General features: G+C 72.5%; 19 protein-coding genes. 8 read left to right on the plus strand and 11 right to left on the minus strand.

Annotated elements, in window-relative coordinates; genetic code table 11:
• Positions 1-35: 35 nt before the first annotated feature.
• Positions 36-1,820: a DUF1996 domain-containing protein gene (locus tag EDD30_RS24770; RefSeq protein WP_071806016.1), complete on the minus strand. Its 1,785-nt coding sequence runs from the start codon at positions 1,818-1,820 to the stop codon at positions 36-38.
• Positions 1,821-1,999: 179 nt separating this feature from the next.
• Here EDD30_RS24770 and EDD30_RS24775 point away from each other — a divergent pair, with 179 nt between their 5' ends.
• The gene (locus EDD30_RS24775; RefSeq protein ID WP_123678498.1) at positions 2,000-4,711 is read left to right on the plus strand and encodes a hypothetical protein; all 2,712 of its coding nucleotides are present in this window, start codon (positions 2,000-2,002) and stop codon (positions 4,709-4,711) included.
• A gap of 3 nt (positions 4,712-4,714) precedes the next feature.
• Here EDD30_RS24775 and EDD30_RS24780 read toward each other — a convergent pair whose 3' ends face one another.
• A complete protein-coding gene (locus EDD30_RS24780) occupies positions 4,715-5,122 on the minus strand; it encodes a VOC family protein (protein WP_071804475.1) in 408 nt (135 codons plus the stop codon).
• A 326-nt stretch (positions 5,123-5,448) separates the two neighbouring features.
• On the opposite strand from EDD30_RS24780, the gene EDD30_RS24785 reads away from it, so the two are divergent.
• The 3 genes from EDD30_RS24785 to EDD30_RS24795 all read left to right on the plus strand — a co-directional run bounded on the left by EDD30_RS24785 (position 5,449) and on the right by EDD30_RS24795 (position 13,749).
• Positions 5,449-6,462 carry a LacI family DNA-binding transcriptional regulator gene (locus EDD30_RS24785; RefSeq protein WP_071804473.1) on the plus strand — a complete coding sequence of 338 codons (1,014 nt, stop codon included), beginning with the start codon at positions 5,449-5,451 and terminating at the stop codon, positions 6,460-6,462.
• Positions 6,463-6,500: 38 nt separating this feature from the next.
• Positions 6,501-10,097 (plus strand): ATP-dependent helicase, encoded by a 3,597-nt coding sequence (locus EDD30_RS24790; RefSeq protein WP_071804471.1) that lies wholly within the window; start codon positions 6,501-6,503, stop codon positions 10,095-10,097.
• 67 nt (positions 10,098-10,164) lie between these two features.
• The gene (locus EDD30_RS24795) at positions 10,165-13,749 is read left to right on the plus strand and encodes an ATP-dependent helicase (protein WP_123678499.1); all 3,585 of its coding nucleotides are present in this window, start codon (positions 10,165-10,167) and stop codon (positions 13,747-13,749) included.
• A gap of 18 nt (positions 13,750-13,767) precedes the next feature.
• Here EDD30_RS24795 and EDD30_RS24800 read toward each other — a convergent pair whose 3' ends face one another.
• Positions 13,768-14,172 (minus strand): pilus assembly protein CpaE, encoded by a 405-nt coding sequence (locus tag EDD30_RS24800; RefSeq protein ID WP_071806921.1) that lies wholly within the window; start codon positions 14,170-14,172, stop codon positions 13,768-13,770.
• A gap of 224 nt (positions 14,173-14,396) precedes the next feature.
• Between EDD30_RS24800 and cspE the strand changes: the two genes are divergently transcribed.
• On the plus strand, positions 14,397-14,600 hold the full coding sequence (cspE, locus tag EDD30_RS24805; RefSeq protein ID WP_015625344.1) for a transcription antiterminator/RNA stability regulator CspE: 204 nt from the start codon (positions 14,397-14,399) through the stop codon (positions 14,598-14,600).
• Between the two features lie 418 nt (positions 14,601-15,018).
• Here the strand turns inward: cspE and EDD30_RS24810 are convergent, their stop codons facing one another.
• Positions 15,019-15,750, minus strand: a complete 732-nt coding sequence (locus EDD30_RS24810) for a lysophospholipid acyltransferase family protein (RefSeq protein ID WP_071806920.1) — start codon at positions 15,748-15,750, stop codon at positions 15,019-15,021.
• Positions 15,751-15,897: 147 nt separating this feature from the next.
• Here EDD30_RS24810 and EDD30_RS24815 point away from each other — a divergent pair, with 147 nt between their 5' ends.
• A complete protein-coding gene (locus tag EDD30_RS24815) occupies positions 15,898-16,089 on the plus strand; it encodes a hypothetical protein (protein ID WP_071806919.1) in 192 nt (63 codons plus the stop codon).
• Positions 16,090-16,222: 133 nt separating this feature from the next.
• Positions 16,223-17,098 (plus strand): hypothetical protein, encoded by an 876-nt coding sequence (locus EDD30_RS24820; RefSeq protein WP_071806918.1) that lies wholly within the window; start codon positions 16,223-16,225, stop codon positions 17,096-17,098.
• An 8-nt stretch (positions 17,099-17,106) separates the two neighbouring features.
• On the opposite strand, the gene EDD30_RS24825 is transcribed toward EDD30_RS24820, so the two are convergent.
• Genes EDD30_RS24825 through EDD30_RS24840 form a run of 4 tightly spaced genes read right to left on the minus strand, consistent with a single transcriptional unit; the run spans position 17,107 to position 20,302 of the window.
• Positions 17,107-17,988 (minus strand): ABC transporter permease, encoded by an 882-nt coding sequence (locus EDD30_RS24825; RefSeq protein WP_211277867.1) that lies wholly within the window; start codon positions 17,986-17,988, stop codon positions 17,107-17,109.
• A 38-nt stretch (positions 17,989-18,026) separates the two neighbouring features.
• Positions 18,027-18,800: an ABC transporter ATP-binding protein gene (locus tag EDD30_RS24830; RefSeq protein WP_071806917.1), complete on the minus strand. Its 774-nt coding sequence runs from the start codon at positions 18,798-18,800 to the stop codon at positions 18,027-18,029.
• A gap of 24 nt (positions 18,801-18,824) precedes the next feature.
• On the minus strand, positions 18,825-19,880 hold the full coding sequence (locus tag EDD30_RS24835) for an ABC transporter substrate-binding protein (protein WP_071806925.1): 1,056 nt from the start codon (positions 19,878-19,880) through the stop codon (positions 18,825-18,827).
• An 8-nt stretch (positions 19,881-19,888) separates the two neighbouring features.
• Positions 19,889-20,302: an RrF2 family transcriptional regulator gene (locus EDD30_RS24840; RefSeq protein WP_071806916.1), complete on the minus strand. Its 414-nt coding sequence runs from the start codon at positions 20,300-20,302 to the stop codon at positions 19,889-19,891.
• Between the two features lie 229 nt (positions 20,303-20,531).
• Between EDD30_RS24840 and EDD30_RS24845 the strand changes: the two genes are divergently transcribed.
• The gene (locus EDD30_RS24845; RefSeq protein WP_071806915.1) at positions 20,532-21,764 is read left to right on the plus strand and encodes a radical SAM protein; all 1,233 of its coding nucleotides are present in this window, start codon (positions 20,532-20,534) and stop codon (positions 21,762-21,764) included.
• Here the strand turns inward: EDD30_RS24845 and EDD30_RS24850 are convergent.
• The 3 genes from EDD30_RS24850 to EDD30_RS24860 are packed head-to-tail and all read right to left on the minus strand — an operon-like array spanning position 21,745 to position 25,528.
• Positions 21,745-22,125 carry a hypothetical protein gene (locus EDD30_RS24850; protein WP_143162790.1) on the minus strand — a complete coding sequence of 127 codons (381 nt, stop codon included), beginning with the start codon at positions 22,123-22,125 and terminating at the stop codon, positions 21,745-21,747. The genes EDD30_RS24845 and EDD30_RS24850 overlap by 20 nt on opposite strands.
• Before the next feature lie 59 nt (positions 22,126-22,184).
• The gene (locus EDD30_RS24855; protein ID WP_071806913.1) at positions 22,185-24,260 is read right to left on the minus strand and encodes an SIR2 family protein; all 2,076 of its coding nucleotides are present in this window, start codon (positions 24,258-24,260) and stop codon (positions 22,185-22,187) included.
• Positions 24,257-25,528, minus strand: a complete 1,272-nt coding sequence (locus tag EDD30_RS24860; RefSeq protein WP_071806912.1) for a YqgE/AlgH family protein — start codon at positions 25,526-25,528, stop codon at positions 24,257-24,259. The genes EDD30_RS24855 and EDD30_RS24860 overlap by 4 nt, the downstream gene beginning before the upstream one ends.
• Between the last annotated feature and the right edge of the window lie 3 nt (positions 25,529-25,531).

The following is a 25,531-nucleotide window of genomic DNA, read 5'->3' on the forward strand; positions in this document are numbered from 1 at the left end:
CCCCCGGGCGGTACCCGACTTTCACCGTCGGCCGATCACCGTACGGCGCCGCACTGACGTCCGTAGTTGATGCAGGCGACGATCTTCCGCATCTGCCGCTCCGAGTTGACGTTGACGAAGTCGTCGTGGTCCGAGAACGGGTTGTGGTCCTCCTCGGGAAACGAGTCCAGAGCGAACTGTCCGCGCAACTGCGCGTCCCTCGGAATGTCGTAGGACAGGGTGATCCGCAGTTGCGGGATGGCCCGGAAACCTTGCGGGCAGGCGCCGGTGCCCGCGGCGGCGAACGCCACGTGGCTGCGGTGGTTGTCGCTGTCGACGTTCTTGCCGTCCCAGCAGCCGGGGAAGTCGTGCACCCGCTGGACCTGGGACCCGGGCGGGCAGATCGGGTACTTGTCGGAGAGCCGATCGGCGAATCCGGAGCAGGTCCAGCTCGGGCGCGCATTGGCCGGGCCGCGGCTGGTGGGCTTCGCGTCGCCGGTCAGCGCCCGCAGGAAGCGCGGCATCGCGACGACCTTGCCGGTGGCGTTGCCGCGGTACTCGATCAGCACGGAGCTCGGCCGCTGGATCGGCCCGGTGTTGTTCGGCAGCTCCAAATTCTTGCCCTGGGGTTCGGGCAGGGCGGACTCGCTCGGCTGCGGTGCGGGGGTGGCACCGTTCTGCCCGGCAGGCGCGGAAGGCCGGGCAGGCTTGGTGAGCGTGCACCGTGCCAGCGCCTCCAGGCCCTGCGGCCGCGCGCCCTGACGGTCGATGGCGTCGGCGATGCGGTCGAGGACGGCGGTACGCCGGGCCTTCAGCGGACCCAGGATCGCGTTGTCCACGAACGCGGCGCCGCCCTGCCCGCGAGTGGTCACGAGGCGCTCGTCGGCTTCGGAGATCTGCCGGTCGAGTTCGGCCAGCGCCCGGTTGACCTCGCCGAGCGCGGATGCCGGCACGCCGGGCAGCCGCCCGCGTACGGCGGGACACTGGATCTGCGGCGTCGCGGCGGCAGCGGCGCTGACGGAGTTCGCGTGGCCCGTACCCATGAAGGCGTGCATGGAGTCGTAGCTGACGTCGCAGTCGACGAGCGACACCAGCCGCGCCGACCCGCGGGAGCCGTTGACACTCTCGCTGATCGTTCTGATGAGCTGGGCGCGTCGGGCCCGCAGAGGATCGATGACCGAGGCGTTGAAGACGGCGTCGACGCGGCCGCGGCTGCCGCTCATCCTGGCGTTGGCCTCGGCGGTCAGCCGGTCCAGTTCGGCCAGCCAGCGGTCCACGGCCGCCTTCGTGCCGGTAGGCACGGCGGGCAGCCGATCGCTCACGCGCGGGCAGGAGACCGTCGGCGTGGCCCGGGACAGCGCCTGCCGGGTGTCGCTGCTGCCGGGCCGGACCGCGGGATCGATCCGCAGCACCGGCCAGAAGTAGGAAGATCTGTCGCCGTTGCGGCAGGTGGTGCCCGAGGCGGCCAGCTCGGCGTCGGACGAGTTCGCGGTGATGGCGATGTTGCCGACGAAGTCGTGGACGTGCTCGGCGCCGTTCCTGATTCCCGGCTGGGCGACCGGGTTGTCCGGGCTGAACTTGCCGTTGCCGTTGGTGCCGCAGTCGACGACGAACCGGCCGGTGGAGGCGCCCCGCCGGGGTGCCGGGGTACGGACGCCGGGCGTCACCTGCTGGATCGGCACGTACTGGCTCAGCTCCGTGGCCGCATCGGCGGTTCCCTTGCCGCCGCTGGAAACGAACGTGGCGGTCAGGACCCCGGTCGCGGCGAGCACCGCCACCGCCATCGCGATGCGTACGGTTCTCCCGGACGCTGTGCCGGCCCTTCTGCTTCTGCCTGTCATTGCTGTCTCCTCGCTTCGCGTTCCGCGTCGTGCGCGGCTCGACGGGCGGGTGTACGTGGGCTACAGGAACGACGGACGGGCCTGCGGACGATGGTCAGGAGACGGTAAGAATCTCGCGGTCCGAAGGGACGGTTCGATGGACATCGACTGATTTGCACTTATCGACTAGACACGGGCGTATGCGCAGACTTCTCGTGTCAGCCGCGCTCGCCGCGGCACTGGTAGTGGGAGCCGGTGGACCGGCCTGGGCCGCGCCCCCGGCCCCGCCCGCCGCCCCGCCCGCCGCTCCGCCGGACGGCTGGTCGGTGACCGGCGGGCAACTGACCTGGCGCTCGGACAAGCGGGTGCCGATGGGTGACGCGGCCGTCGAGTTCTGGTCGGGCGACCGGCTGCTCGGCCGTCCACACCCCCAACCTGACCAGCGCACCTTCACGCTGGACCAAGACCGCACGCGGGACCGGGACCGGGCCGGCAGCCTCGACGGCCTGTCCGTGCGGGCCGCAGGAAAGCGCCTGGACGGGGACCGGGGTGCGCCGCGCGCCCGCCGCCACGCCGCGGCCGAGGTCGCGATCCCGGCCACGCAGGCCGCCGGCCCCGTCGACCCGGGAGTCAAGGGCCCCTACCGGACGGTCCGCGGCGAGTACGCGCTCGACGGCGTCAAGCTGCCCGACTTCCCGGAGAAGGTCGAGATGGAGGCCGTCGTGGTCGCGCCGGAGAACGCGCCCGGCAAGCGCCCGCTCGCGCTCTTCCTGCACGGCCGCCACTCGATCTGCTACCAGGGCGCCGACGAGAACGCGGCGCAGGCCTGGCCGTGCCCGGCCGGCACCACGCCGATCCCGAGCCACCGCGGCTATCTCCAGGCCCAGGAGCTGCTCGCCTCGCAGGGCTACGTCACGGTGTCGATCTCGGCCAACGGCATCAACGGCCAGGACCACGCCGCCGAGGACGGCGGCGCGCAGGCCCGCTCCTCGCTGGTACGCCGGCACCTCGCGAAGTGGGCCGGCTGGGCCGGCGCCGCCCGCGCGGGCGCACCGGCGATCGTCCGCTCCGCGCCCCGCGCCGACATGTCCCAGGTGTTCCTGATGGGACACTCCCGCGGCGGCGAGGGCGTCAGCCGCGCCGCGATGGACACCCTCACCCCGCCGCCGCCCGCGCAGGACGGATACCGCGGCAAGGCGCGCTGGACCATCCGCGGCCTGCTGCTCATCGGCCCGACGATCTTCGGGCAGAACCCGGTGCCGGATGTGCCGTCCGCGACGATTTTGCCCGGCTGCGACGGCGACGTCGCCGACCTGCAGGGCCAGATCTTCGTCGACGAGACCCGCGGCGTCAGCCGGGGCACGGCCCTGCACAGCTCCCTGTACGTGGTCGGCGCCAACCACAACTTCTTCAACACCGAGTGGACGCCGGGGCAGTCGGTGGCACCGTCGTTCGACGACTTCTTCAGCGACGGCACCGACCCCGTGTGCTCGCCCGGCACGCCGACGCGGCTCACCGCACCGCAGCAGCAGACCGCAGGCGCCACGTACATCGCCGCCGCGGCGCGGCTGTTCGTGGCCGGTGACGACCGGGTGCGGCCGCTGCTCGACGGCGGCGGCGTCCGCGCCCCCTCGGCCGACCCGGCGCGAGTGCTCAGCCACGCGCTCGGCGCGCAGCGCACCCCGGCGCTGATCCCGGACGAGACCGTGGCGACCGGGGGCGGCGTCCGCATCTGCACCCAGGTCAGCGACGACGCGAACGACGCCTGCCTGCCGCCGGACGGCGGCGCGCGCTCGGCGCACTTCGTACCCTTCGCCGCCGTGCCGGAGCCGGGCCGGTACGCCGCCCGTCTCGACTGGACGTCGGCGGGCACCCCGCTGACCCTGGCGCCCCGGCGCCCGGTCTCCCTCGCCGGCGCCCGGGAGCTGGCGCTGCGGCTGATGGTCCCGCCGAACACCGCCGGCACGCGCTTCGGCGTCGCCGTCGTCGACCCGGGCGGGCGGCGTACGGCCCTCGGCGACGTGGTGGTCGACGGCCTGCCGGGCACCGCCAACACGACCTCGTACTGGGCCCGTGAGGTGCGGGTGCCGCTCCAGGGCCTGCGCGGCAAGGTGGCGAAGCTGGAACTCGTCCCGCGCGGAGCGGCCGGGCGGGCGTGGCTGATCGACGCGTGGGGCTGGCGGCCGGGAACGCCCGCGCCGCGGCAAACCTCCCTGCCGCGCGTCGACCTCGGCACCCTCAGCGTCGACGAGGGCGACTCCGGCACGCGGACGTACAGCGTCCCGGTCAAGGTCACCGGGCGCGGCCACGGCCAGGTCCGGCTCTTCCTGACCGATCCCGCGACCTTCGAGTCCACCTCGCGGCTGGCCACCGTACGCCCCGGCGACCGGACGATCCGCGTACCGGTGGAGGTGCGGGGCGACAAGCTGCACGGTCAGGACGAGACCACGATGCTGACCGCCAAGGCGGAGCGCGGCCTGGTCGTGGGCGACTACGCCGGCGGCCTCGAGGTGCGCGACGACGATCCCGCCCCGAAGGTCTCCCTCGCGCCCGTCACGGACCGGGTGGCGGAGGGCCGCAAGCTCGCCTGGAGGATCACGCTGTCGGCGCCGACCGAGATGCCCTTCTCCCTCTGGGCGTACCCGCGGCAGCCCACCGGCACCGCGGAGCTGTCCAGCACCGACGTCGAGCCGGACTGGTTCCGCGAGTACGGCTTCGAGGAGCCGGAGCCGTCGCGGCCGTTGTCACAGACCCCGCTCGGGGCGTACGCGATGCTCCCGCAAGGCGAGACCACCGGGGAGCTGACCGTGCCGACGATCGTCGACGGCGCGGACGAGTCCGACGAGGTCGTGGAGCTGCACTTCGAGGAGGGCAGCGGCGTCGCGCCGGTCACCGGCACGGTCACCGGCTGAAGGTCACCCCTGCGAGAACCGCACCATGTTCCCGGAGGGGTCCCGGAAGGCGCAGTCCCGCACACCGTACGGCTGGTCGATCGGTTCCTGGAGCACGTCGGCCCCGGCGGCGCGTACCTTCTCGAAGGTCTTGTCGCAGTCGTCGGTGCGGAAGATGACCCCCGGCAACAGACCCTTGGCGAGCAGGTCGGCGGTGGCCTGCCGGTCGTCGGCCGAGGTGTGCGGGAAGTAGCCGGGGATCTCCAGGCCGATCTCCACCTCCGGATGGCCCGGGGCGCTCAGCGTCAGCCAGCGATTCTCCTCGAACTCGACGTCGTTGCGAACCTCGAGCCCCAGCACATCCCGGTAGAAGGCGGGCGCGGCGTCGTACTCGTGGACGATGAGGAAGCAGTGAGACAGCGAAATCGTCATGCGGTTCACGCTAGGACGCGTCGCCGCCTCTCGGCTTCTCCGATACTGATCGGTGGGGTGTCACGCCGGGGACGGGAGTCCGCCCGCCCCCGGCGTGACCGGGAACCTCGGCAGCGCGCCCGCCCTCGGCGTGACCAGGGACCTCGGCGGCCCGCCGGGCGACACGGGGGCGCGCCGAGGCACGAATGGCGCTAGATGGGTTTAGCTCGACCCTGCTCCCGTGACCGGACGACGTCAAGATTTGTCGATCGCCGGGCGCGGCGACGTTTGGCGAAAGGCGCGTATCGCCGTCGGGCCGTCGGGCGGCACATGAAAGACTCGGCGCCATGCCCCCGCAACGGGCGACCCTGCTACAGGTCGCACAGCGGGCCGGCGTGTCGCGCAGCACGGCGTCCTTCGTCCTCGCCGGACGCCACCTGGACATGCGGATCTCCGAAAACGCCCGACAGCGGGTGCTCCGGGCCGCCCAGGAGCTGGACTACCGGCCCAACCTCATGGCCAGAAGCCTGCGGACGAAGGTCACCAAGACGATCGCGCTGGTCTCCGACACCATCGCGTCCGATCCGTACGCCGGACGCGCGATCCACGGCAGCCTCGCCGCGGCGGTGGCGCACGACCACCTGCTCTTCATCGGCGAGACCGAGGGCGACTCGGTCGTCGAGGGCAAACTCATCGCGGACCTCCTGGACCGCCAGGTCGACGCCTTCGTGTACGCCAGCATGTTCACCCGATACGTCCGGGTGCCGAAACAGCTCAAGGGCCGGCCCGTCGTCCTGCTCAACTGCCTGACCCGGGCGGTGCGGCCGGTGTACCACTCGGTCATCCCGGACGAGGCCGCCGCCGGAAGGAACGCCGCCCGGACGCTGGTCGGGGCCGGCCACCGCGAGGGCATCCACCTCGTCGGCAAGCCGGCCGCCCACGTCTTCGCCAGCCGCGAACGCCTCGCCGGCATGCGGGACGGCTTCGGCGCCGCCGGCGTCCGGCTCGCCGGGACCATCGAGTGCGACTGGTGGCCGGAACCGGCGTACGAGGCGATGCGACGCGCCCTGGCCGGCGGGCTCGTCCCGAAGGCGCTGGTCTGCATCAACGACCGGGTCGCCATGGGCGCCTACCAGGCTTTGCGGGAGGCGGGCCGGGCCATCCCCGACGACGTGTCGGTGGTGTCCTTCGACGACTCCGACCTCGCCGCCTGGCTGCGCCCGCAACTGACCAGCATCGCGCTGCCGCACTACCAGCTCGGCTGGACGGCGGTCGAACTGCTGCTCGGCGCGGCCCAGGATCCGGCGGTGCACCGGGTGCCCATGCCCGTACGCCTGCGGGCCTCGCTCGGCAAGCCCTGACACTATTTCTGTCATAGCTGCGTGGTCTCATTGGTGCCGTGACCTCGACTCCCGCGGCGGTGCGCCGGCCTGCCTACCGGCTGGTGCGCCGCCCCGCACCCGTCGTGGCAGCTCTGCGCGCAGACCCGCTGCAGGAGCACGTCGTGGCGCACACCGACGGCCCGTTGCTGGTCGTCGGCGGGCCCGGCACGGGCAAGACCACGGTGCTGGTCGAGGCGGTCGCCGCCCGCATCGCCGCCGGTGCCGACCCGGAGAAGATCCTGGTGCTGACCTTCGGCCGCCGGGGCGCCACGGCGCTGCGGGACCGCATCGAGGCGCGGATCGCCGGCCCGACGTTCCACGAGCCGCTGGTGCGCACCTTCCATGCGTACGCCTTCGGTTTGCTGCGGCGCTCCGCCGCGGAGCGCGGCGAGCCGTCGCCCCGCCTGCTCACCGGCCCGGAGCAGGACCTCGTCATCCGGGAACTGCTCGAGGCGGTCGGTGACGAGACGGTGCCCGACAGCGTGCGCTGGCCCGACGCGCTGCGCCCGGCCCTGCCGACCCGGGCCTTCGCCCAACAGCTCCGCGACCTGATGCAGCGCGCCGCCGAGCGGGGCATCGGCCCGGTCGAGCTCGCCCGGCTCGGCGAGAAGCTCGGCCGCGACGACTGGCCGGCCGCCGCCCGCTTCCTCCGGGAGTACGTCGCCGTACTCGCCCTGCGCGACGTCACCACCCGGGGCTCCACCGCGTACGACCCGGCCGAGCTGGTGCGGGCCGCCTCCGGACTGCTTCGCGACGATCCGGCGCTGCTCGAGGCGGAACGCCGGCGGCTCGAGCACGTCTACGTCGACGAGCTGGCCGACACCGACCCCGCCCAGATGGAGCTGCTGTCGCTGGTCGGCGGCGGCAAGGCGCTGGTGGCGTTCGGCGACCCGGATTCCTCGATCTACGGCTTCCGCGGCGCGGACCCGGAGGCGGTCAGCGCGTTCCCGGCCCGCTTCCGGACGGCGTCGGGTGCGCTCGCCGAGACGGTCACGCTGCACACGAGCTACCGCAGCACGCCCGCGCTGCTCGCCGCGACGAGCCGGGTCGCGCGCCGGATGCGCGGCCGGGCCGGCCATCGATGGCTCCACAGTCCCGATTCGCCGCCCGGCGGCCCGGCTTCCCCCGGCGGTGCGGCGTCATCTGGCGGTCCGGCGTCATCTGGCGGTCCGGCGTCGTCCGGCGGTCCGGCGGGCTCCGGCGCGCCCGTAACGGGTGCGATCGTTCGGACATTTCGGTCGGCGACCAGTGAGACCGCTTTCGTCGCGCATACGTTGCGCGAGGCGCACTTGCTGCACGGGGTGCCGTGGTCCCGGATGGCCGTGCTGTTGCGCTCGACCAGCCTGCAACTGCCGTCCCTGCAGCGCGGCCTCGCCGCCGCGGGTGTGCCCACCGTGACCCACGCCGAGGACCTGCCGCTGCACCTGCAACCGGCCGTCGCGCCGTTCCTGCTGCTGTTGCGCTGCGCCCTCGATCCGCAGGCCCTCGACGAGGAGGCCGCGGTCGCCCTGCTCCACTCGCCGCTCGGTGGCGCCGACCCGCTGGCCGAACGGCGGCTCCGGCAGGGGCTGCGCGCCCTGGCCCTGGCGGCCGGCGACCGGCGTCCCTCCGGCGAGCTGCTCGTCGACGCCGTCCGCGACCCGGCCGGCCTCGACATGGTCGAGCGGCGCTGGGCGACGCCCGCGCAGAACGTCGCCCGCCTCATCGCCATCGCCCGCGAGTCGGCGGCCGCGGCGGGCGCGACCGCGGAGCAGGTGCTCTGGTCCGTCTGGCACGCCAGCGGCCTCGCCGAGCGGTGGTATGCGCTGAGCACCCGCGGCGCCCCCGTCGAGCCCGGCGGTGAGGGCGGCCGGGCACGCCAGTGGCGCGCGGAGGCCGCCGACCGTGACCTCGACGCGATGGTGGTCCTCTTCGACGCGGCGGCCCGGTTCGTCGACCGGCTGCCCGGCGCCCGCACGGAGGTCTTCCTGGACCACGTCCTGGGCCAGGACCTTCCGGCCGACTCCATCGCCCCCTCGGCCGACCGCGGTGAGGCCGTCCGCCTGCTCACCGCCCATGCCGCCAAGGGCCTGGAGTGGGACGTGGTGGTGCTGGCCGGCGTGCAGGAAGGCATCTGGCCCGACCTGCGGCTACGCGGCAGCCTGCTGGGCTCCGAACGCCTGGTCGACGTCATCGCCGGCCGGGCCGCCTCGGGAGCGGCCGCGGTCGTCGGGCAGACCTCGGCGCTGCTCGACGAGGAGCGCCGCCTGTTCTACGTGGCGGCGACCCGGGCCCGGCAGCAACTCGTCGTGACGGCCGTCGCCTCGGCAAGCGTGGGCGGCTCCGACGGCGAGGAGCAACCAAGCCGCTTCCTCGCCGAACTGGCCCTTCCCGACCGTCGCGGCGACGATCCCCCGCCACCGCCGAGCCCGCGCGCCCCGCACCCCGGCCCGCCCGACACCGGCCCGCCCGACACCGGCCCGCCCGACGCTGGTCTCGGGGATGCTGGCCCTCCGGACTCCGACCCCAATCCGCCCGACCCCGATCCCGATCCCGACACCGACCTTGGTTCGCGCGACGCTGACGTTCCTCGTGAGTCGCCCGACGCTGACCTCGAGGTGCCGGTGGGGCGGCCGCCGCGGGCGCTCACCCTGGCCGCGCTGGTCGCCGAGCTGCGTACCGTCGTCATCGCGCCGGATGCGACGCCCGCCCGGCGGCATGCCGCGGCCGCCGAGCTGGCCCGGCTGGCGAAGGCCGGCGTCCCGGGCGCCCATCCCGACGAATGGTGGGGGCTCAAGCCGCTCTCCGACGACCGCCCGCTGGCCGAGGACGGCGAGCCGGTCAAGGTGACCCCGTCCGCGATGGAGAGCGCGTTGCGCTGCAGCCTGCGCTGGCTGCTCGAACGCCACGGCGGCGCGGCGCCCGCCGGGCCCGCCCAAGGAGTCGGCAACCTCGTGCACGCCGCCGCCATGCTCGCCGAGGACGCGAACGCCGACCGCGAACGGCTCGTCGAGTACGTCTCCGCGCGCTTCGACGCGATCGAGCTGGCCGCGCGCTGGCTCGCCGGGCCGGAGCAGGAACGCGCCCAGGGTATGGTCGACAAGTTGCTGCGCTGGCTCGCCCGCAACCCGCGCCGGCTGCTCGCCATCGAGCACGAGTTCACCGTGCGCCTCGGCGACGAGTCCCGGCCCATCCAGCTCACCGGCCGGGTCGACCGCCTGGAGATCGACGAGCAGGGCCGCCTGGTCGTCATCGACCTCAAGACCGGCAAGAGCACCGCCGTCTCGGCCGGCGAGGTCGAGGAGCACGCCCAGCTCGCCGGCTACCAGGCCGCCGTGGACGCGGGCGCGTTCGACGCGCTCGGCGAGGGCGCCGAGAGCGGCGGCGCGGCCCTGGTGCAGCTCGGGCCCAGCAAGGAGGCGCGCGAGCAGATGCAGGTGCCGCTCGCCGAGGCCGAGGACCCCAACTGGGCGTACGCGATGGTCCGCCGCACCGCCGACACCATGGCCGCCGCCACCTTCTCGGCGGTCGCCAACGCGAAATGCCGGGTCTGCCCCGTCCGGACGAGCTGCCCGATCAGCGGCCACGGCCGTCAGGTAGTCGAGCCCGGCCCACCCCCGGCGGACAGCCGATGACCCGCTCTCGTCACCGTCTCGGTCGGCCGGCGACAACGTCGAGCCCGCTCGCCGCCGAGGACAGCCGATGACGCAGCCGAGCCTCTTCGCCGATACGACGCCGCGGCCGCGGCGGCGTGCCGACTCCGGTCCCCGCTACACCCCGGTCGAGATCGCCAAGCTGCTCCGGCTGCACGCTCCCACCCCGGAACAGGCCGCGATCATCGCGGCGCCGGTCGAGCCCCTGCTGGTCGTCGCGGGCGCCGGCTCCGGGAAGACGGAGACGATGGCGTCACGGGTGGTCTGGCTCGTCGCCAACGGGTACGCCCACCCCGACGAGATCCTCGGCCTCACCTTCACCCGTAAGGCCGCCGGCGAGCTCGCCCACCGCGTCCGCACCCGGCTCGGCCAGCTCGTGCGCCGCCTGGGACAGCAGGACGCGCTCGCCGGGGAGCCGACGGTCGCCACCTACCATTCGTACGCGGCCCGCATCGTCACCGAGCACGGCCTGCGTGCCGGCTACGAGCCCTCCGCCCGGCTGCTCACCGAGGCCGCCCGGTGGCAGATCGTGGACTCGCTCGTCCGTTCGTACACCGGGGAGATGACCGGCCTCAACCGCGCCCCCGGCACGGTGACCGACGACGTGCTCGCGCTCGCCGGCGAGCTCGCCGAGCATCTCGTGACGCCGGACGATCTCGCTGCCTGGACCGGTCGCTTCTTCGCCGAGGTGCAGTCCCTGCCCGGCCGGGTCTACAAGGACGTCACCGACGCGCTGCACCGCCAGCGCCACCGGCTCACCCTGCTGCCCCTGGTCCGCCTCTACGACCAGCGCAAACTCGACATCGAGGCAATGGACTTCGGCGACCAGTTGGCCCGCGCCGCGCGGGTCGCCCGCGATCATCCCGAGGTCGGCGAGATCGAGCGCGGCCGCTACAAGATCGTCCTGCTCGACGAGTACCAGGACACCAGCCACGCCCAGGTCGTGCTGCTCAACGCGCTCTTCGGCGGCGGCCACCCGGTCACCGCGGTCGGCGACCCGTGCCAGTCCATCTACGGCTGGCGCGGCGCGTCCGCGGGCACCCTCGACCGCTTCCCGGCCGAGTTCACCGGCCCCGGCGCTCGCGAGGCGTGGGTGCTCAACCTGACCCGGAGCTGGCGCAACCGCCCGGAGATCCTCCAGGTCGCCAACGCTCTGTCGCGGCCGCTGCGCGCCGCCGGCGCCCGCGTCGCCGAGCTCATCCCGGCCCAGCGGGTGGCCGATCGCGTCGGCGGGCGTACGGTCGCGTGTGCTCTGCTGACCACGTACGCGGACGAAGCGCGGTGGATCGCCGACTCGATGCTGGCCGCGTGGCGCGCGGCCGCCCGGCTGCCGGACGCGCTTCCCGCCGATATCCCGCTCGACCGGCGGCCGACCAGCGCGGTGTTGGTCCGCGTCCGCAGCCAGATTCCGGCGATCGAGGAGGCGCTGCGCTCGGTCGGCCTGCCGGTCGAGGTGGTCGGCCTCGGCGGCCTGCTCGACACCCCGGAGGTACGTGACGTCGTCTGCACCCTGCGCGTGCTGGCCGACCCGACCGACGGCGCGGCGCTGCTGCGGCTGCTGACCGGTGCCCGCTGGCGCATCGGCCCCCGCGACCTCGTGGCGCTGCACCGCCGGGCCCGGTCCATCGCCGCCGCCCGGGTCCCTGCCACGAACGTCTCCGGCTCTCCTGTCGTCTCCGGCTCTTCGGGGGACGGTCCCCGGCAGGGTGCCGCCGCCGACGATCCTCAGCAGGTGGTGGGGGACAGGCTCGACGACGCCACGCTTGTCGAGGCGATGGCCGACCTCGGTGCGCCCCAGCAGTTCTCGCAGGAGGGGTATGCGCGGCTGCGGGCGTACAGCAGGGAGCTGGCCGAGTTGCGGCACCGCCTGGACCAACCGCTGCCCGACCTGGTCGCCGACATCGAACGCACCATCGGCCTGGACGTCGAGGTGGCCGTCCGCGGCTGGGGTGCCGGCGACGCCGGCCTGGCCCGCGGTCACCTCGACGCGCTCGGCGACGTCGCGGCGCGCTATGCGGGCGACACCGACGGCGGCACCATCGCGGGCTTCCTCGCCTTCCTGGCCGCGGCCGAGGAGGAGGAACGCGGCCTCGCCCCCGGCCAGGTCGACGTGATCGAGGGCGCCGTGCAGGTGCTGACCGCGCACGCGGCCAAGGGCCTGGAGTGGGACGTGGTCTCGGTGGCGGGCCTCACCAGGAACGTCTGGCCCGGCGTCACCCGCGGCTCCGACAACTACCTCGGCGGGATCGGCGTGCTGCCGTTCCCGCTGCGCGGTGACGCCGCAGGCCTGCCCGCGCTGGACCTGTCCGAAGCGGTGGACCAGAAGGACGTGGCGGGAGCCCTGGCGGCGTTCGGCAGGGCCTGGCGGGAGCACGACGAACGGGAGGAGCGGCGGCTGGCGTACGTGGCGGTGACCCGTCCCCGGCGGCTCCTGCTCGCCTCGGGCTACTGGTGGGGCGACGGGGTGAAACGCCCCCGCGGCCCGTCGGTCTTCCTGGAGGAGATCCGGGCAACCTGCCTCGCCGGCGCGGGCACGGTCGACCACTGGACCCCGGAACCACCCGGCGACGCCACCAACCCCTCGGCCGAACTCGTGGCGACGGCGGAGTGGCCATCCGATCCGCTGGGCGCCCGCCGCCCGGCGATGGCGGCCGCGGCGGACCTGATCCGGCGCATGATCGCGGCGCCGACGCCGGAGGAGGCCGCGGCGTTCGCCGAGCTGGCGGAGGGCGATGCGGAGGTCGGCTCCCAGGCGGGGCTGGCGGCTGACCTGGCCGGACTCGCCGGCCCGGGCTTGCCTCCATCCTCGGCCGGCTTGCCTCCGTCATCGGCCGGCTTGCCTCCATCGTCGGCTGGCGCGGCTTCGCCCTCGGCTGGGCCTTCGGCCTCCGCGGGCGGGGCTGTGTCGAGGGATGCGGGGGATGATTCGGATATTTCGCGTTGGCGGAGGGAAGCGGCGCTCCTGCTCGCCGAGCGCGAGGAGCGGGCTCGGCGCGACGGCCCGCTGGAGGTGTCCCTCCCGCCGCACCTGTCGGTCTCCCAGCTCGTCGTGCTGCGCCGCGACCCGCAACTGCTGGCCCGCTCCCTACGCCGCCCGCTGCCACAGCGCCCCGCCCCGTACGCCCGGCGCGGCACGGCGTTCCACGCCTGGCTGGAGCGGCGCTTCGGCTCGGTCCGGTTGCTCGACGTCGACGACCTGCCCGGCGCCGCCGACGACGACGCGGCGGCCGACGAGGAGTTGGCGGCCCTGCAGGAGGCGTTCCTGGCCGGCGAATGGTCAGGCCGGACGCCGGTGGAGGTCGAGGTCCCGTTCGCCACGACGGTGGCCGGAGTCGTGATCCGGGGCCGGATGGACGCGGTCTTCGCCGAGCCCGGAGGCCGCTACGACGTGATCGACTGGAAGACCGGCCGGCGTCCCACGACCGCCGACGCCGCCGCGGCGACGGTGCAGCTCGCGGCATACCGGATCGCCTGGGCGGCGCTGGCCGGGGTGCCGGTGACGCGCGTACGGGCCGGCTTCCACTACGTGCGCGACGGGGTGACCGTACGCCCGGCCGACCTGCTGGACGCCGACGGCCTGGCCGCGCTGATCACCGATATCCCCGAGCCGACTGCGACTGCGGACCGACTCTGACTCCGGCGCCTACCCGGTTCATCGGCAGGCGGCGAGCAGGTGTAACAGGGCGGCCGCGTACGCCTCCTCCGGTGTTGCGGCGCTGTATTTACGGGACTCACCCAGGAGGGTGACTTCGACGTCGTAGCCGGTGTCCGTTCTGCGCAGCGACCGGAAGGTGCCGCCCAGCAGGTCCCGGAGCTGATCCTCGCGGGGAACCCACAGAGCCTCATCGAACCCCACGTCGTCGAGTGCCCACTCCGTGGTGCCGTTGAAGCCGATCACCTGTCCCTCGGGCATCGCGTACACCTCGATCGTCATGGTGCTCAGCACGAACACCTCGTCGTCGAGGTCCCTGTCGGGGATGGCGAACCGGTCACCCGGCGCCGGTTTCCACACCAGGCCGGCCTGGTGAAGGAGCTGCGCCACTTCTACGCCGATCACGGCCCGGACGTCTCCTCCGTGCTAGGCTCCTTGGCGTTGTCAGTTTGGTTCCCAAGTACTCAGGAGCGCCTGTGGGGAAGTCTGCCCCAGGCGCTCTTTGTCGTAACCCGGGTTTCTCCGGTACGGGCGATCAGTACGGCGACACGAGTCCCGCAAAAAACGGGTCTTACCACCTCGCTCCCGTCCATAATGGCCAGGAGCGATCGACCGTCGAGGAGACGAGCATGGTTACCGGCGTTGTGAAGTGGTTCAACGCGGACAAGGGCTTCGGGTTCATCACCCCGGACGACGGCGGCGCCGACGTCTTCGCCCACTTCTCCGCGATCCAGACCTCGGGTTACCGGAGCCTGGACGAGAACCAGCGGGTGGAGTTCGAGGTCACCCAGGGCCAGAAGGGCCCGCAGGCGGCCAACATCCGCCCGCTCTGATCACAGCCTCACGCTGAGTGGGCGCCGGTCCCCCCAGGGGGCCGGCGCCTACCTGCTTTGAACAAGTGCCCCGCGCTGGCGGGCGCCCGCACGGGGCGAGCAGCCACAAGGGGGCAGCGCCCAGAGGGGGCCGAGCGGCCCACGCTGGCGTGCAGCCCTGCTCGGGCGTGCAGCCCCGCATGAACGGGCGCCCCTAGCCGGCGGGCGGGCACCGCGCTGAGGGAGCGCTGCGCTTGCGCGGCGTCTACTCGGAGCGGGCGCCCCTACCTGAGGGGGCGCCGTGCTCGAGTGGCGCCGCGCGTTGCGGGCTGCGGTGGGTGAAGGCCGCCGCTACGCCGCTCCCGTCGGGCCGTGCTCCCGTCGGGCCGCGTCGCCGCGTCGCGCTGCCGTCAGGCAGCGACGCCGCGCCGCGCTGCCGTTAGGCCGGTCGGCGTGCCGGGTCGCCGATGTCTTCCGGCCGCGGTGCCGTGCCGCCCAGGTGAGCCGGCAGCCACCACCGATCGTCCGGCCCGCCCGGCTGCTCCGGGTAGGCCTGCTGCGCCTCGTCCAGCAGCGTGGTCAGCCGCTCGTGCAGCTCCGTCGTCATGGACTCCGTCGTGCTGCCCTCGCGCTCCGGGATCGGGTCGCCGATCTTGATGATGACCGGGATGTGGCGCCGGGTCAGGTCCTTCTTGTGACCCTTGGTCCAGAGCCGGTGCGGGCCCCACACCGCCATCGGGATCAGCGGGACCGCCGCCGCGCGGGCCAGCCGGGCCGCGCCCGATTTCAGAGCCTTCACCGTGAACGACTCGCTGATCGTCGCCTCGGGGAAGACGCCGATCACTTCGCCCTTCTTCAGTGCGGTTTCGGCCTCGTGAAATGCCGCATTGCCGGCTTTGCGGTCGACCGGAATATGCCGCATGCCGCGCATCAGGGGGCCGCTCACTTTGTGGTCGAAGACCGACTTCTTCGCCATGAAGCGGACGAGGCGTTTCGCCGGCTGGGCGCCGAGGCCGCAGAAGATGAAATCCAGGTAGCTGACGTGGTTGCTTGCCAGCACCGCCCCGCCGGCCGCCGGAATGTGGTGTGCGCCATCGACCTGGATCTTCAGGTCGAGCACTCGGAACATCGTCTTGGCGATACCGACGACCGGGGGATACACGATTTCCATCCGGTCACGGTACCGGCGTTCGATGAATTCTTCCTGGGAGGACGCAACCGATCACGTCGTCCAGAACGTCTTATGGGTGACTGCGCTGAACGTTGCCGAGGTCACGCTGAGGAAGCGATGGGTGAGGCGCCGCCTGGGAGGCCCTGCATGCACACCCTGTCCGCACGCCGCGAACTGGCATTGGTGTTCGCGTTGGCGGTCCTCGGCGTGGGTCTGGTGGTCCTCGTCGCCTTCGCGCCCTGGTACGGATCGGTGAGCTACGGCGACGCCCGCCCGGCGATCGTCGAGACCACCCCACCGGTCTCAACGATCGTGGTGGAAGCGGTATCCAGCGGCTGACATCGTTGTGAAGCCCGCGACGCCGCCCAGAGCTCTCCCACGGTGTCGCGCCGAGTCATCGAGCCCGGGCCTCCCACGGAGCTGGAGAACTCACGGCGCCCCATCGACACCCGCGGTGGTGTTCACTGGAGTGATGTCCGAGAGCACGCAGACTCCCATCGCCCCGTCGTGGCAGGGCGGTCCGTGGGCCTCCGGCATGGTCACCGTTCACGGCGCGCCCCCGGTGGTGCCCCCACCGGAAAAACCCCGGGGCGACGGGCCGCAACGTCGCAAGCCACAGATGAAGATCTTCGCGGGAATCGCCGGAGCGATCCTGGCGATCGGTCTGACCGTCATCCTGATTGTCGGACTGAGCTCGGAGGGCGACCCGTTCGGCAGCAAGGCCGCCGCCCCCAGCGAGGTCCGCCCGCCGCTCGCCCGGATGTGCCCGGCGCCGACCGTCCCCCCGAGCCAGGCTCCGGTCGTCCCGCCGGGCCGGCTACCGCCCCTGACCGGCGAGCGGACCACCGACTCCGAGGCGGGAATCTCCTACCGCAGATACGGCGCCCCGTGGCAACCGTGGAACACCACCTGGCGCGCGGGCACCCTGGAGGTGCCGTACAAGGTCGGCCAGCACTTCATCACCGAGCAGTACAGCCTCGGGACGTACCATGCCTCGATCCTGTCGGCGGCGGTGCCGGCGGCGGACAACGATGCCGTGACCCTCAACCTGGAGTGCGTCGGCCGCCAGGTCGCCGCCGATGTCCGCGCGGAGTACTACCCGCAGCCGAACCGGTTGGAGCAACTGCGGGATGAGATGACCATGCTGGGCGGGCGGCCGGCGTGGCTCAGCGAGTTCCGGCTGCACTTCCAGCAGCCGGGACTCACCGTGACGAACGAGCGCTCGGCGGTGGCGATCATCGACGTGGGCAAGCCGACGGCGGCCGTGCTCTACGTGTCGATTCCCGGCACGCACAAGCAGTTCGACCACGTGATCGACGAGGTCCTGAAGTCCGTTCGCCCACTGTGAAAAGGCGATCAGGATCCGGTCAGGCCCCACCGCTTGCGCAGGGCGTTGTCCGCCGCGTTGAAGAGCACGTCGATCAGGATGCCGATCACCAGCACCACGATGATGAAGCAGATGACCAGGCTCGACTCGTTGAGATCCCTGGCCTGCTGCATCCGTACGCCGATCGACAGCGCACCCGGCACGATGACCAGCAGTTCGCCCGCCATCAGGCTGCGCCAGGAGAAGGCCCAGCCCTGTTTCAGGCCGGAGATGAACGACGGTAGCGACGCCGGCAGGATCAGGTGGCGGTACTTGGCGAAGCCTTTCATGCCCAGCACCTGTCCCACCCGCAGCCAGGTGCGGGGTACGTAGTCGATGCCGCTGATCAGCCCGTTGGCCACCGAAGGGGCCGCGCCGATCACGACCACGAACATGATGGCGCTCTCGCTGATCTGGAAGAGCAGGATGGCCAGCGGGAACCACATGATCGACGGCATGGTCTGCAGGCCCGTGATGAGCGAGCCGATCGCCGCGCGCAGGGGAGCGAACCGGGAGACCGCCGCGCCGAGGACCGTGCCGATGGCGACGGCCAGGGCGAAGCCCGTCAGTGCCCGGATCATGGTCAGGCGTACGCCGTCCCAGAACGCCGCGGTGGTGACCACGTCGGCGAGGTCCTCGAAGACCGTGAGCGGCCCCGGCAGGACGTAGATCGGCTTCCACTCCGCCCAGACCACGAGCTGCCAGGCGATGAGCACGATGGCGATCGCCAGCAGCTTGGGCCAGGCGCTGTTCCAGATCCGGATGCCGGGGGCGGGCCGGTCGCTCCTGCCACTCAACTCGAGGGCGTCGAGCCCGGTGACCCGGTCGGCGGCATCGGAGTCCTGCCGGGCGGTGGGGATCTCAGCTTGCATGGCCGGCCTCCTCGCGGACGGGGCCGGCGGTGGGAATCTCAGCCTGCATGGCGGGCGACCTCCGCGCGGAGCCGGTCGGTGATCTCGGCGGCCTGGCCGGCCACCTCGGGGGAGTCGATGCGCCGGGGCCGCTCGTGGGTCACGGGGAAGTCCTCGATGACCCGGCCGGGGCGGCTGCTCAACAGGATGACCCGGTCGCCCAGGCGCACCGCCTCGCGGACGTTGTGCGTGACGAACAGGACGGTGAGCTGCTGCTCGCGCCAGATCCGCTCCAACTCGTCGTGCAGGATGTCGCGGGTCATCGCGTCGAGCGCCCCGAACGGCTCGTCCATGAGCAGGATGTCCGCGTCCTGGGCGAGCGCGCGGGCGAGGGCGACCCTCTGGCGCATGCCGCCGGAGAGCTCGTGCGGCCGCTTGTCGCCGAAACCGCTCAGTCGCACGATGTCGAGCAGTTCCGCGGCGCGCCGCCGGCGTTCGGCCTTGCCGATGCCGCGCAGCCGCATGGCCAGCTCCACGTTGCCGGCGACCGACAACCACGGGAACAGGGCCGCCTCCTGGAACATCAGGGAGACGTGCCGGCCGCCGATGTCGAGGGTGCCGCCGCTGATCCGGTCGAGGCCGGCCACGAGCGAGAGCAGGGTGCTCTTGCCGCAACCGGAGGCGCCCAGCAGGCACACGAATTCGCCTTTGCGTACGGTCAGTGAGACCTTGTCCAGTGCCAGCAGGGCGTTGCCGCCGGTGCCGTACTGCTTGGACACGTGGTCGAGGCGGACGACCTCGGTTCTCAGATCGGTGACTTCCGCGATGCTCATGATCTCTCCGCGGGTGAGTGGCGGTCAGGCGGCCGCGTCGGTGACCTCGGGCTGACCGTCGGCCTTGAGCAGCTCGTTGAGCGGGCCGAGGTCGTAGATGCCCTTGAGGTCGACGGGCTTGAGCAGGCCGACCTCTTCGGCGTGCTTCGCGCTGGTGTAGAGCGAGGACGCGATCGGGTCGTTGGTGAAGGTCAGGTTCTTGAACGCGGCGGCGAGGATCTCATCCTTGAGCGGCTTGCCGGACAGGGCGGCGAGCTGCTCGTTGGCGGCCTTCTGGGCTCCGGCGTCGTCGCCGGCGATGTACTTCTCCGCGGCGATGTGACCCTGCAGCAGCTTCTTGACCGTGTCCGGGTGCTTCTTGAGGAACTCCTGCTTGACGATCAGGTGGGTGGTCACGAACAGCCCGTTTGGCCAGAGGTCCTTCTCGTTGACCAGGATCTTGCCCTTGGACTCGAGCACCATGCGGCTCAGGTTGGGCTCGGGCACCCAGGCGCCGTCGATGGCACCCTGGGCGAATGCCTGGACGGCGGTCGCGTTGTCCTGCGGCAGCACCGAGAGGTCGCCGCCGCCCTGCTGGTCGGCGTTGAGGCCGTTCTGCTTCAGCCAGGCGCGCAGCGCGACGTCCTGGGTGTTGCCGAGTTGCGGCGTGGCGATCTTCTTGCCCTTGAGGTCGGCGGGGGAGTTGATGCCCTCCCTGACGACCAGGCCGGCGCCGCCCGAGGTGCTGCCCGCGATGATCTTCAGCGCGGTGCCCTTGGAGGTGGCCCAGCCGTTGATGGCGGGGTTCGGCCCGATGTACGTGGCGTCGATGGCACCGGAGAACAGCGCCTCGATCGCGGCCGGGCCGGCGTTGAAGGTCTTCGCCTCGAGTTTGGTGCTGCCCAGCGCCTGCTGGTAGAGGCCGTTCTTCACGCCGATCAGCGCGGGCGCGTGAGTGATGTTCGGGAAGAAACCCAGCCGCAGGGCGGTGGCCTCGCCGCCGGCGTCGCCCGAGGCGTCGTCGCCGCAGGCGGTGAGGGCGGTAGCGGAGACCAGGGCGGCGGCGGCCAGGGCAAGCGCGCGGAGGGTGCGGGAGCTCATGCTCACTCCTAAATGGTTCGTATCGCGGGAACGGCGAGTTCAGCGAGGGTGCGGTGGTCCACGACTCCCTCGATGGCCTCCTCCACCGCGAGCCAGACGTCCTTGAGGCCGGTCGCGACCCCGTGGTACGTCGTGGTCGTGGTGGGCAGGCCACGAACGGTGGTGAGCGCTCCGCCGGAGGCCCGGACCACGTCGCCGACGGTGACCTCATCGGCCGGCCGGGCCAGGGCGTACCCGCCGTCGACGCCGCGGTGGCTGTGCAGCAGGCCGGCGCGGCGCAGGTCGAGCAGGATGCCCTGCAGGAAGCTGAGCGGGATGTCCTGGGCCGCGGCCAGGTCCGCGGCCTTGACGAGATGTGGGTGATCGGCGGCGATCGCCAGCATGGCCCGGACGGCGTAGTCGGTGCGTGCCGAGACGTACACGTGAATGTCCTCTCGGTCCGGCGATGCGAAAGTCTGCTTTCTCTATCTGTTGGATGGGAATAGTGGATCAGACAGGAATAGGGCGTCAAGCCCCGACCGCATCATGGGAAGCTCGTCACCCGAATCGGGGACCCGAAAAATCAGCGCGAAAGCCGCCGTGACGAACACAACGCGCACGCGCTGTCGGGAAGGCGGCAGCGGAAGCCACCGGCTGTGGCACTATCAGCCCGTGTTCGCCCTGTCCGAACGCCGTCGCACGTCACAGGCGGTACGCCTGGCACCCGGAGTGCGGGTACGCGGGCCGATCGCCTACGTCCCGCAGCGCGACCACTTCTTCGCCCTGGACCCGGCGCACGAGGCCGTCGTCCGCCGGTTGAGCGGCCGCACCTGCCGGTTCGAGGGCCACGAGGACGAGGTGCGCACGCTGGCCGGGCTCGGCATCTGCGACACCGAGCCGCGGACGCCGCGCTGCGCGTTCTTCGGGCGTTCCGTGGTCGGGCGTATGGACGCGTTTCCGCAGGTCACCGAGCCGCTGGTGGTCAACTGCTTCGCCACCGCACACTGCCCGCTGCGCTGCACCTACTGCCACGCCGACGACCTCATGACCGGATACCGCGAGCAGGAGGACGCCCGCTGGCTCGAGCGGGTGCTGCAGGTCGCCGGCGCGACCCCGGCGATGGTCGGCGTGGTCACCGGCGGCGAGCCGCTGGCCCGCATCGACCGCACCGCGCGGCTGGTCGAGCGGCTCGCCGCGACCGGCAAGGCGGTCGTGCTCGACACCTCCGGCGTCGGCGACTTCGGCCGGATCGTGCCGCTGCTGCTGCGTCACCGGGTGCACGTACGCATCTCGCTGGACAGCGCCGACGCCGCCGTGAACGACGCCCTGCGCCCGGCGAACCGCCGGTTCGTGCCGCTCGGGACGAGCGCGGCGGGCTATGCCCAGGAGGCGATCCGGCAGGCCGTGCGGGCGGGCGTCCCGTGCAGCGTGCAGACCGTGGTCACCGCGCGCACCACCTCGGTCGTCGGGCTGCTCGCCCTGCGCGACCTACTCATCGAACTCGGCGTGACGACCTGGGTCCTGCACATTGTCGTGCCGGTGGGCAAGGCCGCGGGCCCGCGGCAGGCGTCGCTACTCGCGCCGCCGAACGTGCAGGACGTGCTCGACGAGGTGGTCCGGCGGACCGCGGCCGAGGCGCTGGCGATCGACATCCGGCTCACCGGCACCCATCTGGCGCCCAACTCGACGCTGCTGATCAGCGCGCGGGGCGAGCTTGCCGTGGAGGACGTGGCGCGGGGCGGCAAGAAGATTCTTGCGCTGCCCCGGATCGGCCTGCGCGGTGCGGTGCTGCGGCACTTCCGCACCCATGTGGACCTGGAGGGACACGCGAGCCGCTACCTCAACGGGTCGCTGGCCGCCTACGACCGGGCGATCGGCGCAGGCGTCACCGCGCCGAGGAGTTGAACGTCCACGCCGCGGCGGTCTCCAGCAGCGCCTTCACGCTCGTCTCGTCGCCCTCGGACAGTCTCAGCACCCGTGCCGGGACATAGCCCTCGGCGTCAACCTCCCGCAGCCAGGCGGCGGCCAGGTCGGTGTGGTTGGCGGACTCGAAGACGCTGACGATCTCGGCGGCCGCGGCGAGGCGCCGGCGCACCGCATAGCCGGGCCGGGTCGGCGCGGCGAACCAGGACCGGAACTCGGCGACGGTGGTCGCGCCGGCCAGGTAGGCGGTCAATTCGTTTCCGAGTGCGGTGACGCACACCTCCGCGTGGTCGTCGACAGTCGCGGGGTGGTGGCCGACGCGCTCCAGCACGGTGGCAGTCATGAGTTCGAAGGTAGCTCCGTACTCCCCGGAGCGCGACCGCCGGACGGACACTTCATGCTTCATCGGAGAAAAAGGTCTGTCACCCGGGCGGCGAGATCGTCGAGGACGGGCTTGCCGTCCTCGATCGCCGCGACGAACGCCGCCCACGAGTCCAGCGGGAAGTCGTCGGTCTCCGGCACCGGCTCGTTGTTGAGATATCCCGGCAGCAGGAGCGCGTTCTGGAACAGCCAGGGAATGTAGCTGCCCTCGATGTCCCAGCCGGGCAGCTCCCGGGTGCGGTGCAGGTGGCGGCCCAGCTCCTCCTGCGACGACCAGCGCAGCATGTGGGCGTCGTGGCGCAGACTTTTGATGTACGGGTTGTAGAGATGCCCCGGCCCCAGCCCGAACGTCTGCCGCCACTGTGCCCACAGGATCGCCTCGTCGCGCCCGCCCAGCGTCATGACGTCGTTGGTGGCGCTCTCCAAGAGCATGCTGTTCAGGTACGGCCACAGCGTCAGCGGCGTCAGCAGGTTCTTCGCGTCCGTACGCAGCAACGACTGCAGGATGGGCCAGGCGTTCTTCTCGAGCTCGTCCCACGACGTCAGGTTGGGCACCGCCTTCACCGCCGCCAGCAGGCTGTAGAGCGACGGGTTGTGGTCGCCGTAGAAGGTGCGGGCCACCGACCAGGGATCCGTCGGGCGCAGCAGGGCCTCGGGACTGTCCACGGCCGGGAGCCGCGTGCTCTGGTCGAGGAACTCCGACAGGCTGACGAAGTCGCGTACCGCGCCGTGGCCGGTGTGATCGATCCACCGGTCCAGGTCGGCGCGGAACTCCACCTGCGCGTCGTGGTTGCGGGAGCCGACGTCGTCCACGCAGACCCGGACCTCCACGCCGAGGCGGGCCAGCGCGCCGGCCACGAACGCCTGCACCATGTGGATCACCGAGGCGCGGGCGCGCAGCCGCACCGGCCAGAGCATCCGGATGGGCTGGACCGTGCCGCTGAGCTGGGTCACCCAGCCGAACCGGCGTTCGAGCTGCAGCAGGAGGCCGGCAACGTCGCGCGGCGGCAGCCTGCCGGGCTGGGAGACGAGCTGGCGTTCCCAGATGTGGTGGCGCACGCGGTTCTGCAGGCCGGTCGCGCGCGGGGGCACGGGCACCTGGGAGCGCTCGGCCAGCGCCGGGAACAGCCGATCCGAGTCCACGGCCGGGAAGCACTCCACGGCGATGCCGGTGCGGTCGTGCAGCCGCTCGGCCGTGTCCAGCGCGGTGGCCGCGTCCACGTCGCCGAGCGCCCACAGCACCCGCATCGGCCGGGTACGGGCCAGCGCCGCGGCGATCGTGCCGGCCCAGTCGCTGCTGCCGATCACGCACACCGTGTCGCCGCGGATCAGGTCGGCGGTGGTGGCCACCAGCGGCGCGTTGTCGGCGAGGCGGGCTGGGTCGTGCAGCAACTGCGGGCCGCGGACGTGCAGGGTCGGCCGCCAGAAGCCGTGCAGGTGGAAGACGCGTACGGCGCCGTCGGAGCCGCCCGTGTGTCCGAAGCTGCCCCGGCTGTCCAGCGGCAGGCTCACCGCCCGCCCGCCGGCGTCGCGGATCGCGATCTCCAGCAGCGGGTCGAAGTTGGTGGTCAGGACCCGGTGGTCGAACGCCTCCGGAATGCGGGCGAGCAGGTGTCCCAGGGCCTGGACGCCGCGGGGGAGCTGCCACGAGAAGCGGTCGTTCTCCACGCCCTCGCCGATGCCGCGCTCGAGGCGCTGGCCCAGTCCGTGTGTGGCCAGCGGCGACTCCATCGGGTCCGGTGCCGCGTACGCCTTGAGCACGGCCTGCTGCGCGATCACGTCGAACGCGTCGCCGGAGACCCAGTCGGTGAAGACCCGCCGGTACGCGCGGTACACGTCGATCGGCCGGGCTCCCACGAGCTCGGCCCGGGCCTGTGCCAGGGCTCGCTCCAGCGCCCCGTCGTCGTTGCGGCCCGCGGCGTACCCCTCGGCGATCTCCAGGACGCCGTGCACCCGGGGGATGGCGCTGGCCGTGAGGCCCGAGCCGACGAGCAGGGTGATCTGGTCGGCGTCGCGCAGCGCCGCCGTCAGCCGTTCGAGCAGGAGCAGCTCGCCCGCGCTGAGCCCGCCGCCCTCCGTCTCCGGTGTCGTCGTCATCGGCCCGCCTGCAGCGACTGCCAGAGCTCGCCGGGGCGCTCGGTGAAGACCTGCCGGGAGGTGTGCCGGCTGGCGATCAGCGCGCCGCGGTCGAGGTACTCCTCGAGTTCCCCGGACCGCCAGCCGAGGTAGCCGATGAAGACCCGCATCGCGTCGACGCTTTCCGAGACGTCCTCCGGCGTACCGGAGAGGTGCATCGTGCCCAACCGGTCGCGCACCGGCGTGAACCGCAGGGGCTTCGGGACGCCCGCGCGCAACAGGGTCACCACGATGTAGCCGTCCTGGGCCACCGGTCCGCCGTGGAACAGCATCACCGGGTTGCGCAGCAGCGGACGCCATGAGGCGGGGAAGTCGGCCGGGAGGTCGCCTTCCGGCCGGGTGATGCACACGCCGAGGGCGCCCGTCTGGTTGTGCCGCAGCACGAGGACCACCCGCTGGCCGAGGTCGTCGTCGACGAACCAGGGCGCCGCGTAGAGCACGCTGCCGGCCAGGTTGTGCCGGGGCGCGGCCGCGTTGTGCACCAGCGAGATCTCCCCGCCGGCGTCCCGGGCGCGCAGCTCGGGGCGCTCGTACCCGCGGCGCAGCATGGCGCGGCGTACCGTACGCCAGATGGCGTGCACGGTCAGGGCCGGCGGCATCGCCTCCGGCGGCGGCGGTCGCAGGCCGTCGCGCAGCAGCCGGATCAGCTCGCCGGTGAACGCGGTGTACGCCTCGTCCCGCGGTGCCATGGCGGGCCGGTTGGCGGGCGCGGACACCAGCAGGCACGTGCCGTCGGTCTCCGCTTTGTCGGCGACCGCGTCGGTGCCGGTGCTGTCCCCGCCCATCTCCGCCCCGGCGCGGCCGGAGTAGCAGCAGTCGAGGATGACGACCCGGCGCCGGGCCCGGGTGTCGGCGACGGCGCGGCGGATCCATTCGTACGGGACGCCCCGCTCGTATGGCACCTCGGCGTCGCAGCCGGGCAGGCCGAGGATGAGGTTGTCGTCGTCCGCGTCGACGAGCCCGTGTCCGGCGAAGTACACCAGCAGCAGCCCGTCCCGCTCGGTGGCGGCCGCCGCCCGCCGGATCGCCCGGCTCACCTCGGCCGGATCCTCGGGGTCGGTCAGCACGTGGACGTTCTCCTCGGGCACACCCCAGAGATCCTCGCTGCGCAGCAGGTCGCGCAGGTCGGTCACGTTGCGCCGGGCGGCGGGCAGCGGAGCGAGCCGGCGGTACGCCGCGACGCCGATCAGCACGACCTGAGAGACGGCCGGGTCTGCCACGTCACTCATGGG

It is taken from the genome of Couchioplanes caeruleus (genome assembly GCF_003751945.1).
Classification (GTDB): domain Bacteria; phylum Actinomycetota; class Actinomycetes; order Mycobacteriales; family Micromonosporaceae; genus Actinoplanes; species Actinoplanes caeruleus.

What these genes read in the sequence shown, in the direction of transcription:
- EDD30_RS24775 (WP_123678498.1), top strand. Translation starts at nt 2,000, where the DNA reads ATGCGCAGACTTCTCGTGTCAGCCGCGCTCGCCGCGGCACTGGTAGTG.
- EDD30_RS24825 (WP_211277867.1), bottom strand. Translation starts at nt 17,988, where the DNA reads ATGCAAGCTGAGATCCCCACCGCCCGGCAGGACTCCGATGCCGCCGAC.
- EDD30_RS24860 (WP_071806912.1), bottom strand. Translation starts at nt 25,528, where the DNA reads ATGAGTGACGTGGCAGACCCGGCCGTCTCTCAGGTCGTGCTGATCGGC.
- EDD30_RS24815 (WP_071806919.1), top strand. Translation starts at nt 15,898, where the DNA reads ATGCACACCCTGTCCGCACGCCGCGAACTGGCATTGGTGTTCGCGTTG.
- EDD30_RS24810 (WP_071806920.1), bottom strand. Translation starts at nt 15,750, where the DNA reads ATGGAAATCGTGTATCCCCCGGTCGTCGGTATCGCCAAGACGATGTTC.
- cspE (WP_015625344.1), top strand. Translation starts at nt 14,397, where the DNA reads ATGGTTACCGGCGTTGTGAAGTGGTTCAACGCGGACAAGGGCTTCGGG.
- EDD30_RS24855 (WP_071806913.1), bottom strand. Translation starts at nt 24,260, where the DNA reads ATGACGACGACACCGGAGACGGAGGGCGGCGGGCTCAGCGCGGGCGAG.
- EDD30_RS24795 (WP_123678499.1), top strand. Translation starts at nt 10,165, where the DNA reads ATGACGCAGCCGAGCCTCTTCGCCGATACGACGCCGCGGCCGCGGCGG.
- EDD30_RS24785 (WP_071804473.1), top strand. Translation starts at nt 5,449, where the DNA reads ATGCCCCCGCAACGGGCGACCCTGCTACAGGTCGCACAGCGGGCCGGC.
- EDD30_RS24770 (WP_071806016.1), bottom strand. Translation starts at nt 1,820, where the DNA reads ATGACAGGCAGAAGCAGAAGGGCCGGCACAGCGTCCGGGAGAACCGTA.
- EDD30_RS24835 (WP_071806925.1), bottom strand. Translation starts at nt 19,880, where the DNA reads ATGAGCTCCCGCACCCTCCGCGCGCTTGCCCTGGCCGCCGCCGCCCTG.
- EDD30_RS24780 (WP_071804475.1), bottom strand. Translation starts at nt 5,122, where the DNA reads ATGACGATTTCGCTGTCTCACTGCTTCCTCATCGTCCACGAGTACGAC.
- EDD30_RS24850 (WP_143162790.1), bottom strand. Translation starts at nt 22,125, where the DNA reads ATGACTGCCACCGTGCTGGAGCGCGTCGGCCACCACCCCGCGACTGTC.
- EDD30_RS24820 (WP_071806918.1), top strand. Translation starts at nt 16,223, where the DNA reads ATGTCCGAGAGCACGCAGACTCCCATCGCCCCGTCGTGGCAGGGCGGT.
- EDD30_RS24830 (WP_071806917.1), bottom strand. Translation starts at nt 18,800, where the DNA reads ATGAGCATCGCGGAAGTCACCGATCTGAGAACCGAGGTCGTCCGCCTC.